The sequence below is a fragment of the Pontibacter sp. 13R65 genome (assembly GCF_047525655.1).
In the GTDB taxonomy this organism is placed as follows: Bacteria; Bacteroidota; Bacteroidia; order Cytophagales; family Hymenobacteraceae; genus Pontibacter.
In genome coordinates, this window is record NZ_JBLIQL010000004.1 from 213900 (window position 1) to 232467 (window position 18568).

Sequence of the window (18568 nt, forward strand, 5' to 3'; positions counted from 1 at the left end):
GAAATAGAAAGAAAACAGGAGCTTTCCTTATTTTCTTTACGGCCTTTTATGCCATTAGGCTTTATCTACCTATCTTTACATCAGGACTAACATAAACTTTATGGGTGTAAAAGCATGGTTAAGTAAGGCTTTCGCAGCGTACATACACAAAAAGCATCAGCAATGGATCCAACATCCGGTTGAGGCTCAGAAAGCTGTATTTGATCATATTCTGGCAAAAGCTCAGAACACTGCCTTTGGTCGCGATCACCAGTTTGCCAGCATTAGCTCGCACGCCGATTTTGTGAAGGCGGTACCTGTAAAAGATTACGAAGGGCTGAAAAGCTATTTCAATCGCGTAAAAGAAGGGGAGAAGGATGTGCTCTGGCCGGGCAAACCGTTGTACCTGGCCAAAACCTCCGGCACCACTTCCGGCACCAAATACATCCCCATTACCCGCGATTCCATCTCGAACCACATCAACGGGGCCCGCGATTCTTTGCTGGCCTACATCCACGAAACCGGCAAGGCTCAGTTCCTGAACGGCAAGCTTATGTTTTTATCGGGGAGTCCGGTGCTGGAGGAGGTAGGCGGTATCAAAACCGGTCGCCTGTCGGGTATCTCGAACCACCATGTGCCTGGCTACCTGCGCACGAACCAAATGCCCAGCTACGAGACCAACTGCATAGAAGACTGGGAAACCAAGCTCGACAAAATCATAGACGAAACCATTGACCAGCCGATGACGCTGATCTCAGGCATTCCGCCCTGGGTGCAGATGTATTTCGATAAGCTGATGAAACGTACCGGCAAGCAGATAAAAGACATCTTTCCGGATTTCTCGCTGTTTGTGTACGGTGGCGTAAATTTTGAGCCTTACCGGCCAAAGCTGATGGAATCGATTGGCAAGCAGGTAGATTCTATCGAGCTCTTTCCGGCCTCAGAGGGCTTCTTTGCGTTTCAGAACGAGCAAAACGACAAAGGACTGCTGTTACTCCTCAACAGCGGCATTTTCTACGAATTTATCCCCACAGAAGAATATTTTAATGAGAACCCCACCCGCCTCACCATTGGGGAGGTAGAGTTGGGGGTGAATTATGCCTTGGTCGTGAGCAGCAATGCCGGGCTGTGGGGTTATTCTATTGGCGACACGGTAAAGTTTACTTCCCTGAAGCCATATAAAGTAATTGTGAGTGGCCGCATCAAGCATTTTATCTCGGCATTTGGCGAACACGTAATCGGCGAGGAAGTGGAGAAGGCGATGCAACGCACCATTAGCAAGCACAAGGAGGTGGAACTGTTTGAGTTTACAGTGGCACCATACGTGAGCCAGAACGAGGGCGAGTCGTACCACGAGTGGCTGGTGGAGTTTGCCCAACCGCCCCACGACCTGGAGGGTTTTGAGCAGGAACTGAACAAGCAGATGCAGCAGCTCAACACCTACTACGATGACCTGATTACCGGAAACATTTTAGCCGACCTGAAGGTTACTTCTTTGCCCGCTGGTACGTTCAGAGATTACATGCGCTCACAGGGCAAACTAGGAGGCCAGAACAAGGTGCCGCGCCTGAGCAACGACCGGACGCTGGCAGATGGCTTGCTTGAGGTAAAAAAGTAAGGCGTTACAAAAATAAGGGATATGCTGAAAGCAATAACTTTGATGTTTGTGGGGGGAGTGGTGCTTTACTTTCTGTTTTATCCTTTTTTAAAAAATAAGGTGAACCGGAAGAAAACATTTAAGTGGTTCATAATTATTTACATCGTTACCTTAGTGGCCACTACACTGGCACATTACTTTTAAGTGAAGCAACAGGCGGGTTCTTTGACCCTTGAGCCTCCAATTAAAAAAAGGGTCTGGAAGGCTATTTTTATTAGAATAATTTAATTGCTGGTTCTTGATTGCGGATTGTTGAAAGGTTAGATGGTTGTTCTGATTATTTAGATTTCGGTCTAGCCTTTAACTATTGAAGTAGTCTGACATCTATAATCTAGCATCTAAAATCTAATAAAAAGTCGTTTTTATGAGAATAATTCATTTCAGCAGCTTTACAGCTGAAGGAAAGATCGCAATTTAGAGAAACAGATTTTGAGAAAAAGAATTGCCATACTGGGTTCTACCGGCTCCATCGGTACGCAGGCGCTGGAGGTGATAGCGGCAAACCCCGACAGCTTTGAGCTGGAAGTAATTACGGCACACAACAATGCCGACCTGCTAATTGCACAGGCACTTGCCTTCAAACCAAATGCCATCGTTATCTGCAACGAGGCACATTACGAAAAAGTACGGGAGGCGCTGAAGCAGGAAGACATTAAAGTTTACACCGGAGCCAATGCCCTGAACTCGGTGGTGGAGATGAGTACGGTCGATATGGTGCTTACGGCCATGGTCGGCTATGCCGGTCTGCAGCCTACCATCAGGGCCATAGAGGCAGGCAAAGAAATAGCCTTGGCCAATAAAGAAACGCTGGTAGTGGCAGGGCAGCTGATTACAGACCTGGCGCGGCAGAAGGGCGTCAATATTTACCCTGTAGACTCGGAGCACAGTGCTATTTTTCAGTGCCTGGCCGGTGAGTTTCACAATCCCATCGAGAAGATCATACTCACCGCCTCCGGTGGACCCTTTCGCGGCAAAGACATTGCCTACCTGCGCACCGTTACCAAAGCCCAGGCCCTGAAGCACCCAAACTGGGAAATGGGTGCCAAAATAACCATTGACTCAGCTTCGCTCATGAACAAGGGTCTGGAAGTGATAGAGGCAAAGTGGCTGTTCAGCCTACGCTACGACCAGATAGAGGTGGTGGTGCACCCGCAGTCTATTGTGCACTCGCTGGTGCAGTTTCAGGATGGCTCCATAAAAGCCCAGCTCGGTCTGCCCGACATGAAGCTTCCCATCCAGTACGCGCTGGGTTACCCCAACAGACTAAAATCGGATTTCCCCCGTTTCAATTTTCTGAACTACCCGCAGCTCACCTTCGAGCAGCCCGATCTTGAGAGCTTCCGGAATCTGCAGCTGGCTTACAATGCCATGGCACAGGGCGGTAACATGCCTTGCATCCTCAATGCTGCAAACGAAATAGCCGTAAGTGCTTTTCTGCGCGACGAAGTCGGATTTCTGGAGATGTCAGACATCATAGAAAGTTGTATGGCGAAAGTTGCGTATATTGCGAAACCTTCTTTGGACGATTATGTACTAACCGACCAGGAAGCCCGTGCGCGTTCCCTGGAACTGGTGAGCAGGTAGTAGAGAAAATAAATTTTTGGTTCGGCAGGGTTTCTGCTGTTTGTGAAAAAGCATACTTTTTAAATTTTATAAATGGATATTTTAATAATGGCAGGCCAGCTCATCTTGGGCTTGACAATTCTGGTTGGCCTGCACGAGTTGGGCCATATGCTGGCTGCTAAGTGGTTCGGGATGCGCGTTGAGAAATATGCCATCGGTTTCCCCCCTAAAATTTTAAGTAAGAAAATAGGTGAAACAGAATACATGCTCGGGTTAATCCCACTGGGCGGTTTCGTGAAAATATCGGGTATGGTAGATGAGTCTTTAGACACTGAAACCCTGAAGCAGGAACCGCAGCCCTGGGAGTTTAGGGCTAAACCAGCCTGGCAACGCCTTATAGTAATGATGGGCGGCATTATTGTAAACGTAATTACAGGTATTGTTATTTATGTTGCTCTTACCTACAACTACGGCGAAAGCTATCTGCCGGCCTCTCAGGCCAAGTTTGGCGTGGTAGCCAACGAAATAGGCAAAGAGATCGGCTTCCAGACCGGCGATAAAATTGTAGCTGTAAATGGCAAGGAACTAGAGAAGTTCGAAGATGTGTACTCCATGGATATGCTCCTGGGCCGCGACGCCTATTACACTGTAGAGCGCAATGGACAACGCATCGACCTGAAGGTGCCTGCCGACCTGATGGACAGAGTGGCAGACAATAAAGAACGCATGCTGTTTGTGCAGCCACGTGTTCCTTTTGAGGTAGGAGAAGTTGTCTCTAATAGTGCTGCAGCTAAAGCAGGCCTGCAAAAAGGAGATGTATTTAAGAAAATAGCCGGTGAAAATGTAACGTTCTTTAACGAACTGCAGGAGGCGCTGCAAAAGAATGCCGGCAAAAAAGTGTCGATAGAGGTAGAGCGCGAAGGTAAAATACAGCCTCTAACTGCTGAAGTGAACGAAGACGGCACGTTGGGTTTTTACCACAAGCCCCTGCTCGAATATGCCACCCGCGACTATAGCCTCGGCGAAGCCATACCGGCCGGCACCAATCAGGCGTTTGGCGTTATTACGGCAAACCTGAAAGGCTTTGGCAAAATATTCCGTGGCGAGGTATCTGCCTCCAAATCGTTGAGCGGCCCCATCGGCATTGCCCAGATTTTTGGCGATACCTTTAACTGGTACAAATTCTGGTCGATTGTAGGGATGCTTTCTATGGTGCTGGCTTTTATGAACTTTTTACCTATTCCTGCACTCGATGGCGGGCATGTTGCCTTCTTAACTTACGAAATTATTTCAGGACGTAAACCTTCTGATAACTTTTTGGAAAATGCCCAGAAAGTGGGGATGGTGATATTGTTAGGCTTGATGGCCTTCGCTATCTTTAACGATGTGTTTAAGATGATCTTCTAAAAAAGGATACCTAATGAGAGCTATTACAACTTTTGCCCTATTACTTTTTACGCTTTTAACTTTTGTATGTGCCAATGCGGAGGCTGGTCCAAAAGCCCAGATAACAGAAAAAGTACCGCAACAAGCCGCTGTTTCTGATAGTGTATACATTGTAAAGCAGGGCGATACGTATTATAGCCTTTCTAAGAGATTCAATATTCCGCTCGACTCGCTGCAGCACTGGAACGGTGATAAGCTGCAGATCGGGCAAACACTTTATTTGAACTCTGCTGTTGCTGCCACTTCTAAGCAGGCAGCGGCAACAGGCACAACAGCAGTGCAACCGGCTGCTGTGCCGGCCACCGGCGCACGTGCCAAGGAGCAGTATACCACCGGCGCTGGCAGTACCACGGCCTCCGCCTCGCCGGCACCTGTGGCAACCAAAACCAAGAGCCGGATCATGGTCATTCCCTTTGACCCCTACCTGTACTTTTCTGATGCCGACGATGAAATAGCGCAGCACTCCCGTATACCGCGCCCCAATATCCGGTACGCCTTCCGGAATCGCCTGGATGCCATGTTGGCCAGCCGCGAGTACGAAACCATACATTTGTTGGGCGACGTGTACCGCGACAGTTTAAACGAACTGGGCAGTGTGTATAAGATGCTGCATTACAGCTATCAGGACAACAAGCAGTCTAAGTATAACCGACAGCCTGTGGTGCAAACCAACGAAAAGAAATCGCCAACAGACTGGCTCAAGAAGCAGAAAGAGAAAATAACTAACAAAGAATCAGGCCCTACACCGGTAGCCAAAGATCAGAGCAAGCACTATGGCGTTACAGTGAAAGATGCTTCTTTCTTCGATCGCTATAACAGCCAGTACGACATCGATTACTATGTGTTTATCAACCAATTTGAAGTAAAAACGATTTATGAAAATTGCCTCGACAGGGCAGCACAGAACTATCAGCGCGATTTTCTGGTTCACTACTCTATCTACGACAGCTCCGGCAAACTGATCTCGGGTAACAAGGTCAACGTGCCTTACGAGTCTAACATCAACGATGTGCAGCGAATTGTAAACGATACCATGCCTGGCATGGCCAGGCGCGTAATGGCAGACTTGCCGCCAGCCGAAAAGTAAGATGAAGTTTTTCGCCTTTTCCTTTCTCCTAAGTTGCCTAGTGAGCTTTAAGGTAGCAGCGCATGATTACCATGCCAGCATTACCGACATTACCTATAATTCAAAGACCCAACACTTGGAGGTAGCGGTAAAGGTGTTTATGGATGACCTGGAGGAGGCACTTACCCGAAAAGCTAAAAGCAAGATAACCTACAGCAATACAGCTCAGGTACAGCAGTACCTGCAGGCATATTTGCAGGAGCACCTGGTGTTTGAGCAGGAAAAAGGCAAGCCCTTAAAACACAAATTCCTCGGTTCTGAAGCCGAGACAGATGCAGTATGGGTTTATGTAGAGGTACCTGTGCAGCATGCCTCGCTGCCTTTGCTGGTGCACAACACAGTGCTCATGGAGCTCTTCAACGATCAGATGAACATTGTTAATATCAGCTCCAAAGGCACAACGAACAGTGTCCTTTTCCAGAAGAATGACCGTCCTAAAAAGATGCCATTCTGAATTCTCCACATATCCTGTCAAGCTAAATTTGCCTCCGGAAGGGCTTTTTCATTAGAATAATTTAATTGTTGGAAGGCTAATTAGCTGGACAGTTAATTTGATTGATCTAAATACTTCTATAGCCTCTTCAGCATTAAAAGTACGAAGTTTTTCTACCTACTTACATAACTAAGAACTCCAGCCCCTGTGGCACTAGCTCTATTTTCAGTTTACCTTTTTTGTCTTTTTCGGAGCTGTCGTCGATGTGATATTGGGTGCTGTTGCTGGTTAACAGGATTTTTTTTGCGCGGTGCACGACAAACTGATCTATGTTTTCGTCGCCACGCAGGCAGGCCTGCAAGTAATCAGATAATTTAATACGCTCGCTTTCCTGCACTACCACCACATCCAGCCAGCCATCTCCGGGGTCAGCTTTAGGAGCCAGGTTCATGTTAGGGCCAGTGTATTTAATGTTCATAATCTCCACCAGTAGATAGCTCCCTTGCATCTGTTCTTCACCCAGGTCTATTTCAGCAGTAAAGGGCGTTGCCTTGTTCAGTATTTCCAGTTGGTGTGCTAAGGCATCTTTCAGTTCTTCCTCACGACTATCGAACTCTTCGTCTTCTTTTTCGCGACTTTTTATAAGTTCTGGAAAAATGCCTAAACCTACGGCCTCAATAAAATACTCTTTGCCTTGTGGTCCATCGAGTATGCCTGCATCAAAAGGCTTTTTTTTGTTCATGTTCCAGCTGGCAATTATGTCGGCAGGCTCTCCTGTTATACCAAGAGTTGCCGCAATGTTATTAGCCGTGCCCAGTGGTAGTAAGCCAATGGGTATCTTCCGGCCAACCATGTACTTTGCTAGTTTCTGCACAGTGCCATCGCCTCCTGCCACTACGAGCAGCTCGCCCGGCTCGCGCAGATAATCTTCGTAGTCGTCTTCTTTGGTGGAGGCATAATTTACTTCATAGCCTTTTTTCTGAAGCTCCCTGATTAGCTCCTCAGGGGTGTATTGCTCGAATCCGGCACCTGGATTGTGTAATAAAGTAACACGTATAGGCATAATACAGTATTTAATCATGATGAAGCTGGCTCAGAAATAACGTGTAAGGGAGCGGCTAAGTTGTTAAGTAACCTGCTAATAAAGAAGCTATGAGAATATTGATTGCAAACGACGATGGAATTTATAGTCCGGGAATTTTGGCGCTGGCCGAAGTGGCGGCTGAGTTCGGCGATGTGCGTATTGTGGCTCCCGATGTGGAGCAATCTTCTATGGGACATGCCATTACCGCCACAAGGCCGCTTTCTTACAAGCCCACACCCATTGGTAATTTTGAGGCGTACCGTGTTAACGGCACACCTGCCGACTGTGTGGCCATGGGCATGTTTCATTGGGAGCAGCAGGTAGATGTAGTACTTTCGGGAATTAACCTGGGAACGAACCTGGGTAACTCGGCCTGGCACTCAGGTACTCTGGCAGCGGCCAAGCAGGCTGCCCTGTTTGGCACCAGGGGCATTGCCTTTAGCACACCCGTTACCCGCGACGAGCCTAATTTTGAGTTGATAAAGCCATTTGTGCGAGAGAGTCTGGAACTGTTGCTGCCTCAAAATGATCTTAGCTTGCTGAATGTAAACATTCCGATCAACGCCAAAGGGCTGCAATGGACGCGCCAATCGTTGCGGCATTACGATGGCAAAGTAGTGCCAGGTACAGACCCTATGGGGCGTGAACACTTCTGGTTTACGGTAATTCCTGTGGAAGGTACAGAAGAAGGTACCGACCGCTATGCCATGGACCACGGCTATGTTTCTATTACTCCGCTGCGACTGGACCTTACCAATTATGAGGAGCTGGAAAAAGCAAGAAAAAGAACTTGAAAGAGACAGTCTACCAATAAGGCATGCCTACGGGCCAGCACTACCAACTATAAAAAAGGCTTCTGGAAGGCCTTTTTTATTTGAATAATTTAGGCAGTACTCTTTTAAGAAGGAACTTTGGCTACCAGTATCAGTAGGATTATAGGAAGGTGAAGATAACTTTTTATAAACGCTGTTTCTAACCTGGGCTCTGCTTCTGTTTAACACCTGCCAGAACCAAAGCCAACAACCAGCCACCAATCAAGATAACCACAAAATCGACGGTGCGGTGCAGGTGAGGCCTTGCAAATACATTAACGAGCAAAAAAGCACAGCCCACTAAAAATACTTTTATCCAAAAATAAAACCAAAGCGGTTGTTTTGACACCCTCTTCGGCAGTTCAAGGACTGGCAGCGTTTTGCAGTACCAAAACAGCAGAAGCCCGCCTGCCACCGTGCTAAGATGCTGCAGGATGCGGCATAAGGGTATGTCTTTCCCGAAAAGCGAAAGAGGGGTTAACAACACCGGGAGTTGCCCGACGAAATAGCCTTTGGGGTGTGTAAAGCCATCCCAGAACACATGCGAGGCAGCTCCAATGGCAGCAGATACCAGAAAAACGAGCCAGTGCTTGCGGAGGTATTGCAGCCAGTTTAGTTCGCGCACGGCCAGTGCTCTGCTACGCAGCCAGTGAGGGAGGTGCTGTTTAGCCATGTCGCGCACCACAGAATGAAAGAGAATTGCCAGCAGAAATGTTACCGGCACATTAAACAGTAAAATGCCTGAAAGCTCGTGGCTATGCTTACTTACAATCCGAAGCCTGAAGAAATATTCAAAATCTGGTGCCACGCTGCCCAACACCAGGCCGGTGGTGGAAAACCATCGGGAACGCAATTTGAGCAGAGGCAAAATAATGGCTGGGTGCGCAGCAGTAAAGGGCATAACAGAGATTTTGTTTAAGGTAGTAAAGCAGATGTTTTCTGTACCAAACCCTTCAGAATAAACTGGCCAACAGTCTGGTTCCTGCTGCTCTGAAATTACTTACCTTGTTTGGGCTTATCTGGTTTCTCTACTCTGAACTCTACGCGCCGGTTTATGCGCTTGTCTTCCTCGGTTTTTTCTTCACGGAGAGGTTTGCTGCTGCCATAGCCGATAGCGATGATGCGGCCCTCCTCCAGGTTCACTTTCTGCTCTATGTAGCGGCGTATGGCATTGGCCCGATCCTGAGAGAGCTCCTGGTTAAAATCAGGATTTCCGGCGCTGTCGGTGTGGCCGGAAATTTCGAGCAGGTAAGTGGGGTGGTCTATCAGGAAAAAGGCTACTTCATCCAGAATGGGTTCCATTTCCGGCTTTATATCCGATTCCATGGGGTCGAATTCTATGTTCTCGAACACCAGCGGAATGTTGTAGTCGATCAGCGTCGTCATTACTTGCAGTGAGGTGTCGTTCTGCAGCGACAGTTCCCGCTCTATGGTAAAAAAGTCCGGGCTCTGAATAATAATCATGTAACGGGAATGGTCGATCAGATTGAATTCAAAAGAACCATCTGGTCGAATGTATTTAGATGAAATCTCGATGCCATTATCCAGATCGATTACAGAAATAACGCCTGATAGCGGCTTTTGCGTAACTGAATCGACAAGCGTACCCTCTACTTTGGTAACGGCAAGCGGGTGTGCCTCCATGGGCAGCGGGAACGAGAACAGATCCAGGTTATCGAGGTGGTTGGCTTCTGAGCGGGCGTAATACAGGTTTTTAGAGTCCGCATCTATAGTAAAATAGTACTCGCTGCCTTTGCCGTTTACCAGCGGCCCAATATTTAGCGGCTCCTGCCATTTTCCGTCTACTTTGTAGGTTTTGTAAATATCGAAGTCGCCAAAGTTAAACAGCTGCCCTCGGGAGCTAAAGTACAGCACCTGGTACAGTGGGTGGTAAAACGGGCTTACCTCACTTTCGCGGGTGTTGATAACAGGGCCCATGTTTTTGGCCGGAGCCCAGTCGCCACTTTTACGTTTGTAGGTGTAGTAAATGTCGGAGAGGCCAAAGCCACCGAGCCGATCGGAGGCAAAGTAGAGCGTGTCTTCTGTAGTAGAGAGACTGGGTTGCGAGTCCCAGGCGTAGCTGTTTACGTTGGCTCCCAGGTTTTTAATCTGACCCCAGGTGCCATCGGGCTGCAAGGTGGCCGAGTAAATATCGCAGTTGCCCAGACCATCGGGGGCTTCGCAACGGGCAAAGTACATAGTTTTGCCGTCGCGGGTTAAGCAGGCCGATCCTTCGTTATAAATGCTGTTAATAGGCTTGCCAAACGCCTTGGCTTCCTGCCAATGTCCATTTACAAGAGCAGAGTAATACAAGTCTTCGTTCGACTTGCCGTGTATGCCCTGTATGTTGCGCTTGGAGGTGAATATGAGCAGTTCATTGTCTTTGCTGAGGGCGGGGCCGTAGTCTTCGTAAGGCGAGTTTATGGCGTTACCCATGTTCAGGTAAACACCTTTTGGCGGCTTAAACGTAGTAATCTTTTTGCGGTACTCTACCAGCTCGTAGTAATAATCGAGAGGCACGTAAAAATCTTTGGTGTTTTGCTCCAGCGAGTCGTAGTAAGATTGCACCCGGCGTGCATCAGATCGGTGGTGCTTCAGCACGAGCCTGAACATGGCAATGGCTTTTTCTTTTTGCCCTTGTCGTTCGTACAGTTGCCCTAGCCGCCAGAGCAGGTGCGTATCTTTGTAAAAGTTTTCGATGCCAAAGTTATTGACATATTTTTCCAGTAATGGCTGTACCTGTTCGTATTGTTTTCGCTTCTCAAGTTTCTCTATGGTAGCCAGTAGCTTGCGATTGCTGTAATACGGAATAATATTTATATTAGGAAATTGCAGTTGAAAACCAACAGAGGGAGTGGTTTTGCGAACTTTGGGATGAGCAGAATCCAGCGGGACATGCTGGTATTGGCCGGTGCTGAGGAATGGCAACAGAAAAAAACACAAAAAGAACCCGAAAAGGGAATTGTACTTCATTAACCCAGGTGATTTTACTATCAGCTCAAAGATATTGTTTTTAAGTAAATAAATTTAGTAACAAAAATCACTCTTCAGGTATTTATTTTTGATGAATTGAAGATCTCTACCATGCTTGTATGCTGGCCTCGACGGATAGACGGAACAATGATGGCTGCAAAAAATGAAAGAAGTCGCGCAGCCGCCTGCTGAAACAAAATAAACAGAAGCCAGGGCATTATAAGCAGTACGAAGTAATTTTATGCTGCTACTTCAAAAGGCACTTAAACATTGCCTGGAGCAACATGTTACACGAAGGAAATTAAGCTGAATTCGCCGCTAATAAGTTTTCTTTAAAGCAGGACAGAAAATTAAATGATCTTTCTTTCTTGAATAAAAGAAAGAAAATGTGGGCTTGGCACAGGTCTTGACTATACACGTACTACAAAGAGAAAAAGCTATCTGCTGCTTGTTTCTGTCAAACTGGCACTAATCTGACTTATGACATATAACTCTAATAACTTTTTACACCAGCTTTTAATGAGCGATATCACCGGAGAAGAAAATGATGACATGATTCCAATTATCACATTGGATCCGGATGAAAATATATCTACCGAAGATTTACCTGATGAGCTGCCTATTTTAGCTGTCCGAAACACAGTGCTGTTTCCGGGCGTAGTGCTGCCTATTACGGTAAGCCGAAAAAAATCGGTGAGGCTGGTGCGCAAAGCACATAAGGGCGACAAAACCATTGGTGTTGTGGCCCAGAAAAACATGACAAGCGACGAGCCTGCACCCGAAGATCTGTTTGAGGTAGGCACTGTTGCTAGAATCCTGAAAATGCTGGTGCTGCCCGATGGTAACACCACTATTATCATACAAGGGCAAAGCCGTTTTAAGGTAGAAGAAATTACCCAGGAAGACCCGTATCTGCAGGCCCGCATCAGCTATTGCACCGAAACCTTCCCGAACAAAAAAAGCAAAGAGGTAAAGGCTCTGGTGCAGTCGTTGAAAGATGCGGCGGCTAAAATGCTGAAGCTAAGCCCGGAAATACCGCAGGAGGCGCAGGTGGCCCTTGATAACATTGATAGCCCTAGCTTTCTGACGCATTTCCTGTCGTCGAATCTGAACGTGGAAGTGGCTCAAAAGCAGCAGCTTCTGGAGGTTAACGATGGAGCAGAGCGTGGCACGCAGCTGCTCGAGCTTATGCTCCGCGAAATTCAGCTTCTGGAGCTCAAGCAGGAAATCCATACCAAAGTACATACTGATATAGACCAACAGCAGCGCGACTATTTTCTGCGTCAGCAAATAAAGGTGCTGCAGGATGAATTAGGCCAGGAGGGACCCGATCAGGAAATTGCGCGGTTTAGAGAGCGGGCTGCCAAAAAGAAATGGCCAGAGGCTGTAGCCAAGCACTTTAACAAAGAAATTGAACGGCTCGCACGCGTAAACCCGCAGGCGGCGGAGTACCCGGTAGCAGTAAACTACCTGGAGTTTTTGCTTGACCTGCCCTGGAACGAGTATACTAAAGACAATTTTAACCTGAAGCGCACCAAAAAGATTCTGGATGCTGACCATTATGGCCTTGAGAAGGTGAAGGACAGGATTATAGAATACCTGGCGGTGCTAAAGCTGAAGCAAGACATGAAGGCTCCGATCCTGTGCCTGTACGGACCTCCGGGCGTGGGTAAAACGTCGCTGGGCCGTTCGGTTGCCAAGGCATTGGGCCGTGAGTATGTCAGGATGTCATTAGGTGGTGTGCGCGATGAGGCAGAGATTCGGGGGCACCGCCGTACCTATGTGGGTGCCATGCCTGGCAAAATCATCAACCAGATCAAAAAGATAGGTTCTTCTAATCCTGTCATCATTCTGGACGAGATTGACAAGCTGGCCTCTGATTTTCGAGGCGATCCTTCTTCGGCTTTGCTCGAGGTACTGGACCCGGAGCAGAACCATACCTTCCTCGATAATTACCTGGATGTGGAGTACGACCTCTCGAAGGTGCTCTTTATTGCCACCGCCAACTCCCTCGACACCATTCAGCCTGCCCTGCGCGACCGGATGGAGATAATTGAACTGACCGGTTACACGCTGGAGGAGAAAACTGAAATAGCCAAACGGCACCTGGTACCGAAGCAGGTAAGCGAACACGGTTTGCAGGAAGAAGACGTGAAGGTGCCAAAGGCCACCATCCAGAAAGTTATAGAAGACTATACTCGTGAGTCGGGGGTGCGTAGCCTGGAACGGAAAATCGGGCAACTGGTTCGGAACACGGCTAAGCTAAAGGCGATGGAGGAAGAGTTTACACCTACCATCAAGCCTGAAGACGTGGTGAAAATTTTAGGCTCCGAAATCTTCGACAAGGAAATTTATCAGGACATAGACACTGCTGGTGTGGTAACTGGCCTAGCCTGGACATCAGTGGGCGGTGATATTCTGTTTATAGAGTCTATCCTGAGCAAAGGCAAAGGCAAGCTTACTTTATCAGGTCAGTTAGGCGATGTGATGAAGGAATCGGCTATGACGGCCATTTCTTACCTAAAAGCACATGCTGAACTACTGGACATCGATTACAGACTGTTCGACCAATACGACCTGCATATTCACTTCCCGGAAGGAGCTGTACCAAAAGACGGTCCGTCGGCTGGTATTGCCATCTTTACCTCTATTGCCTCAGTGTTTACGCAACGCAAGGTTCGCCCTCGTCTGGCCATGACGGGTGAAATTACGCTTCGTGGCAAAGTGCTGCCTGTAGGTGGCATTAAAGAAAAAATACTGGCGGCGCGCCGCGCCGGTATTACCGATGTTATTCTGTGCCAGAAGAACCGCAAAGACATTAACGAAATTCCGGAGAACTACATCAAAGGCCTGAAAATACACTATGTAGACAGGGTGGATGATGTGGTGAAGATCGCACTGCTGAAAGAAAAAGTGAAATACCCGCTCAAGCTCACTGTAACAGAAGAGAAGCCGGTTGCGGAGTAAATTACAACGCTTTTTGCTGGCTTTCACAGAAGTAGCTTGCTTTCTATTGTAAATGATGGAGCTACTATGAAGAGCAGGCGAGGGTAGTGTATCAGAAATTCCGGTTTTCTACGTTGTCTTTAGAAAGCTGGTGGCTATTTGCTGAAGTTTCCGTGATAGGTACTTCAGTTTACCAGCAGGCCAATGCTCTTAAAGGTAAAAATGCCTCCGGAAGGCCATTTTCATTAGAATAATTTGCCGAGGAGGCAGGCTTTAGCCTATCTGTTTATAAAGGAAGAGCAATTTAGCCATCTTACAATTTAACAATTAAAGAAGAGCTGCTTATCTTGAGGCATGGTAAAAAGAGTAATTGCATGTATCGCCATGTTCCTGGGATTTGTTTCGGGAGTAGATGCACAGATAGGAGGGCAGCGGAGCTTTTCTTTTCTGGAATTACCCTCCAATGCAAAACTCGCAGCACTGGGTGGGATAAACGTCAGCTCCTGGAGCCACGATGTAAACATGGTGGCGGCTAACCCTGGTTTGCTCAACGCCGAAATGGATAACCAGCTCTCGTTGAACTATACAGGCTACCTGGCCGATATCAAACACAGCAACCTGGCTTATGCCTTTCATAACGAACGGTTTGGCCGCTATGCTGTGGCAGTAAATTATATAAACTACGGCGACTTTATTCACCGCGATGCCAACGGCATGCAACTGGGTACTTTCTCTGTAAATGATTATAACCTCAGCATTAGCCATGCGCGGCAGGCGGAGGCTTTTACAGTTGGCGCCACCTTAAAAGTGGCTGTTTCGAGTATGGCAGGCAACCAGGCTGTTGGCTTGCTAGCAGATGTGGGCGGCTCTTTTAAACACCCGGAAGAGGATTTTACAGTTGGCCTTGCATTTAAAAATGTGGGCTACCAGGTAAAAGCCTTTGACGGAGGAGAGCGGCAGCCCATGCCATTCGATGCGCAACTGGGCCTGAGTTACAAGCCGGAGCACATGCCGGTGCGGTTATCGCTAACGGCGCACCGGCTCTACCAGTTCGACATTGTGTACCTCGACCCGAATGAGCGGGGGCCGCTGGATGAGAATGGGCAGGAGATAAAAGAGGAGAAAAAGCTGGGCGATAAAATTGCGCGCCATTTTGTGGCAGGTGCGGAATTCGTCTTCAGCAAAAACTTTCAGTTACGGGCGGGGTATAACCATCTACGCCGCAAGGAGCTTCGGCTCGATACGGCTTCGGGAGGAGCAGGCCTGTCGTTGGGAGCGATGTTAAGAGTGCGCAGCTTTGAGCTAAACTATGGAGCAGCCTTTTTTCACCCATCGGGCGGGAGCCACTACATTACCGTAAGCACCAATACCAGCACCTTCCTGAAGCGGAAGAGCAGCTAACGGGCAACTGTAGCCCATGACATTAAATGAGATTTCAAATTAACAACCAATTGAAATGTTAGAGTCCTTAGAACACTTAACCCCGGCCCAGATTGTAGAGGAGCTGGATAAATATATTATAGGTCAGAAAGATGCCAAACGAAATGTAGCCATTGCGCTGCGTAACCGATGGCGCAGAATGAATGCCGACGAAAGCATCAGGCGTGAAATAGTGCCTAACAACATTCTTATGATTGGCGCAACAGGTGTGGGTAAAACAGAAATCGCCCGCCGCCTGGCAAAAATTGCCGATGCTCCTTTCACCAAAGTAGAAGCCTCTAAATTTACGGAAGTTGGCTACGTGGGTCGCGATGTGGAGAGCATGGTGCGCGACCTGGTAGAGCAATCGGTGAACATGGTAAAGGCTGCCAAAAAAGAAGAAGTAAAACAGAAAGCAGCCGAAGTGGTAGAAGACATCATTCTGGATGCGCTCATTCCGCCGATCCAGAGCCGCGGCTCGGCTCCTGTGTCTTTCAGCTCCGACACCAACACCATGCCCGACACCGATTATGAGCTAAACGAGCGTACCCGCGAAAAATTCAGAGAAAAAATCCGCAACGGTGAACTCGAGGATCGAAAAATAGAGATCAGGGTGCAGCAGAGCGCTCTGCCAGGTGTGGGCGTAATGGGTCCCGGCATGGACGAAGCTTCTATGATGAACATCCAGGAGATGATCAGCGGCATGATGCCCAAAAAGACCAAGAAGCGCAAAGTAACTATAGCCGAAGCCCGCAAGATTTTGCTCGAAGAAGAAGCCGCTAAGCTCATCGACATGGATGAAGTGAAGGAAGAGGCTATTTTTAAGGCAGAAAACGCAGGCGTAATCTTTATTGATGAGATCGACAAAGTGGCCAGCTCCAGCAAGAAGAGCGGTGGCCCCGATGTGAGCCGCGAAGGTGTGCAGCGCGACCTGCTTCCGATTGTAGAGGGCAGCGCCGTGAACACTAAATACGGCGTTATCAATACCGATCATATTTTGTTTATTGCGGCAGGTGCGTTTCACGTGGCTAAACCATCCGACCTGATTCCGGAGTTACAGGGCCGTTTCCCGATACGAGTGGAGCTGCAAAGCCTTACCAAAGAAGATTTCTACCAGATTCTGAAATTCCCGAAAAACGCGCTTACAAAACAATATGTGGCCTTGTTGGCTGCAGAAGAAGTAGAGCTGACTTTCGCCGACGAAGCACTCGACGAAATAGCTTCTATTGCCTTTGAAGTAAACGCCGAAGTAGAGAACATTGGTGCCCGCAGGCTGCATACGGTGATGAGCCGTTTACTAAACGAGATCCTTTTCGATGTGCCGGATAAAATCGGAGCCAACGCCAAAATTCTGGTAACCCGCGAAATGGTACTAGATAGATTATCTGATATGGTTCGTAATCGTGACTTGAGCCAGTATATTCTATAAGTTTAAAGTTAGAGAGTTAGAAGGTTAGAAAGTTGATTTTTCTGCTTTCGCCTGTAGAAGACAGGAGCTTTTGCTGTGGCAAGGGCTCCTGTTTTTGTTTTTCCAGTGCTGCCAAACCTGTAGCTCAGGCAGGAGGATGATCCAAAATAGAGGAGAAGCCACTGAAACAGCAGGCGTGCGATTTCGCTGGTAACGGAAATACACTTTCAAATTTTTGTTTTGTTGCTTCGTGTATAAAATGTAGAGTAGCTACTCACCAATTAGCAAATAACAAACAATCAACAATCAGATCTTTCTAATGGAAAGGGCCTTCCAGAGGCTTTTTGCGCAATTTATAGCCCAGGCTTTTGGCCCTGTCCAATGCTATACCCGGAGCTGTTTTGCCACGTACTACTATGAGTTAAGCCTTATTTTTTGTGCCCCTGCGCCATGCCCACCACCTTACCAGACATATGGTTGCTACTTTTGCTAACAGCCAGTTACCTGCTGTTGCTGTTGGCTGTATACCGGGCTGTGAATGGGCAAGACGACCAGGCTGACCAGATCAGGAAAATATCAGCGGCACAGGTAGCGGTAGCATTTGCCTCACTTGGCACTCTTTATTTTTCGAAGGCAGCTATAGCAGGTTTTTTGCTGTCCCTGGCTTTGCTCTTGCTTCTCTGTTTCGTAATATTGATTTACCTGGATGCCAGGATAAAAAAGTAGCTGCGCTGCAAAAGCATCTGCAAGGCGCCATCCTCCGTACGAAATAATTTACCGATCCATAAATTAGCAGCATGAACTACTACATTATAACAGGAGCAAGCAAAGGCATAGGCAAGGCCATAGCAGAAGAACTCTTGCAGGATGCCAGCAACTATGTAATTGGAGTATCCAGAACAAACAGCATTGAACACCCGAACTACCGTTTTCAGCCACTCGACTTTTCGGACCTGGAAGGGGTGGAGCACAACCTGCAAAAGATTTTTACCCCCCTGAAAGATGCTGACCGGCTGGTGCTCCTTAATAACGCAGGAGTACTGGGCGACATCGGCTATGTGGGGGAGCAACTGCCAAACGACCTCTTTAAATTTGTAATGGATGTAAACGTGGTAGTGCCTGCCATGCTCATCAATACATTTCTGCAGGTATACCACAAGCTGCCTTGCCCTAAAGTAATTGTAAACATAAGTTCAGGAGCAGGCAAGTATCCTATTGACGGTTGGGCTGCCTACTGCGCCTCCAAAGCCGCCCTCGACATGCTCTCCCTTACGGTGCAAAAAGAGCAGGAGGCTCGACATGCCAAGGTAAAGGTGTTTTCTCTATCGCCGGGCGTGGTAGACACAGCCATGCAGGAGCAGATAAGGGAATCGAATGCGACGCAATTTAGCGCCGTAGAAAAATTCAGGCAGTACAAAGCAAGCGGAGAGCTTTCTACGCCGGAGGCAGTGGGACGTAAAGTCGTAAAATTCCTGAACGAAACTGATAAATACCACGATATCATTTTGTCGGTCCGGGATATGTAGCTAAACCCGATTATGCCAGGCCTGCTACTGTGTTTTAAGAGCAGAAAGCGCATCCGGAACAAAAAAGCACTGCTGAGAAGTGGTGCTTTTTTGTTGGCTGGAATCTTATAAGCTCATACTCAGGTTTAGCCCTTAGAATGAGGACAGCAAAATCAGCTCTGAGAGGCTATTTCCATTAGAATAATTCATAAATAAT

Annotated in this window: 15 protein-coding genes; 12 read left to right on the top strand and 3 right to left on the bottom strand. The window is 47.7% G+C overall.

Annotated elements, in window-relative coordinates; all coding sequences use genetic code 11:
• The first annotated feature begins 100 nt into the window (after positions 1-100).
• The 6 genes from ACMA1I_RS06960 to ACMA1I_RS06985 all read left to right on the top strand — a co-directional run bounded on the left by ACMA1I_RS06960 (position 101) and on the right by ACMA1I_RS06985 (position 6225).
• Complete coding sequence (locus tag ACMA1I_RS06960) at positions 101-1597, top strand: GH3 auxin-responsive promoter family protein (protein WP_337067574.1); 1497 nt, start codon at positions 101-103, stop codon at positions 1595-1597.
• A gap of 21 nt (positions 1598-1618) precedes the next feature.
• The gene (locus ACMA1I_RS06965) at positions 1619-1780 is read left to right on the top strand and encodes a hypothetical protein (RefSeq protein WP_337067575.1); all 162 of its coding nucleotides are present in this window, start codon (positions 1619-1621) and stop codon (positions 1778-1780) included.
• A 282-nt stretch (positions 1781-2062) separates the two neighbouring features.
• On the top strand, positions 2063-3220 hold the full coding sequence (locus ACMA1I_RS06970; RefSeq protein WP_337067711.1) for a 1-deoxy-D-xylulose-5-phosphate reductoisomerase: 1158 nt from the start codon (positions 2063-2065) through the stop codon (positions 3218-3220).
• Positions 3221-3292: 72 nt separating this feature from the next.
• Positions 3293-4606, top strand: a complete 1314-nt coding sequence (rseP, locus tag ACMA1I_RS06975; RefSeq protein WP_337067576.1) for an RIP metalloprotease RseP — start codon at positions 3293-3295, stop codon at positions 4604-4606.
• Between the two features lie 13 nt (positions 4607-4619).
• Positions 4620-5732 (top strand): LysM peptidoglycan-binding domain-containing protein, encoded by a 1113-nt coding sequence (locus ACMA1I_RS06980; RefSeq protein ID WP_337067577.1) that lies wholly within the window; start codon positions 4620-4622, stop codon positions 5730-5732.
• A gap of 40 nt (positions 5733-5772) precedes the next feature.
• Complete coding sequence (locus tag ACMA1I_RS06985) at positions 5773-6225, top strand: DUF6702 family protein (RefSeq protein WP_337067578.1); 453 nt, start codon at positions 5773-5775, stop codon at positions 6223-6225.
• 160 nt (positions 6226-6385) lie between these two features.
• Here ACMA1I_RS06985 and ACMA1I_RS06990 read toward each other — a convergent pair whose 3' ends face one another.
• Positions 6386-7267 carry a diacylglycerol/lipid kinase family protein gene (locus tag ACMA1I_RS06990; RefSeq protein WP_337067579.1) on the bottom strand — a complete coding sequence of 294 codons (882 nt, stop codon included), beginning with the start codon at positions 7265-7267 and terminating at the stop codon, positions 6386-6388.
• Positions 7268-7356: 89 nt separating this feature from the next.
• Between ACMA1I_RS06990 and surE the strand changes: the two genes are divergently transcribed.
• Positions 7357-8082, top strand: coding sequence for a 5'/3'-nucleotidase SurE (surE, locus tag ACMA1I_RS06995; RefSeq protein ID WP_337067580.1), 726 nt, complete (start codon positions 7357-7359; stop codon positions 8080-8082).
• A gap of 178 nt (positions 8083-8260) precedes the next feature.
• On the opposite strand, the gene ACMA1I_RS07000 is transcribed toward surE, so the two are convergent.
• A complete protein-coding gene (locus ACMA1I_RS07000) occupies positions 8261-9001 on the bottom strand; it encodes a DUF4184 family protein (RefSeq protein WP_337067581.1) in 741 nt (246 codons plus the stop codon).
• Between the two features lie 95 nt (positions 9002-9096).
• Complete coding sequence (locus ACMA1I_RS07005) at positions 9097-11073, bottom strand: OmpA family protein (RefSeq protein WP_337067582.1); 1977 nt, start codon at positions 11071-11073, stop codon at positions 9097-9099.
• 480 nt (positions 11074-11553) lie between these two features.
• On the opposite strand from ACMA1I_RS07005, the gene lon reads away from it, so the two are divergent.
• The 5 genes from lon (at position 11554) to ACMA1I_RS07030 (ending at position 18372) form a co-directional block, all read left to right on the top strand.
• A complete protein-coding gene (gene lon / locus ACMA1I_RS07010) occupies positions 11554-14040 on the top strand; it encodes an endopeptidase La (protein ID WP_414703877.1) in 2487 nt (828 codons plus the stop codon).
• Positions 14041-14373: 333 nt separating this feature from the next.
• A complete protein-coding gene (gene porQ / locus ACMA1I_RS07015; protein WP_337067584.1) occupies positions 14374-15420 on the top strand; it encodes a type IX secretion system protein PorQ in 1047 nt (348 codons plus the stop codon).
• 55 nt (positions 15421-15475) lie between these two features.
• Positions 15476-16867 carry an ATP-dependent protease ATPase subunit HslU gene (gene hslU / locus ACMA1I_RS07020; protein ID WP_337067585.1) on the top strand — a complete coding sequence of 464 codons (1392 nt, stop codon included), beginning with the start codon at positions 15476-15478 and terminating at the stop codon, positions 16865-16867.
• A gap of 429 nt (positions 16868-17296) precedes the next feature.
• Positions 17297-17572 carry a hypothetical protein gene (locus ACMA1I_RS07025; RefSeq protein ID WP_337067586.1) on the top strand — a complete coding sequence of 92 codons (276 nt, stop codon included), beginning with the start codon at positions 17297-17299 and terminating at the stop codon, positions 17570-17572.
• 71 nt (positions 17573-17643) lie between these two features.
• Positions 17644-18372, top strand: coding sequence for an SDR family NAD(P)-dependent oxidoreductase (locus ACMA1I_RS07030; protein WP_337067587.1), 729 nt, complete (start codon positions 17644-17646; stop codon positions 18370-18372).
• Positions 18373-18568 lie beyond the last annotated feature (196 nt).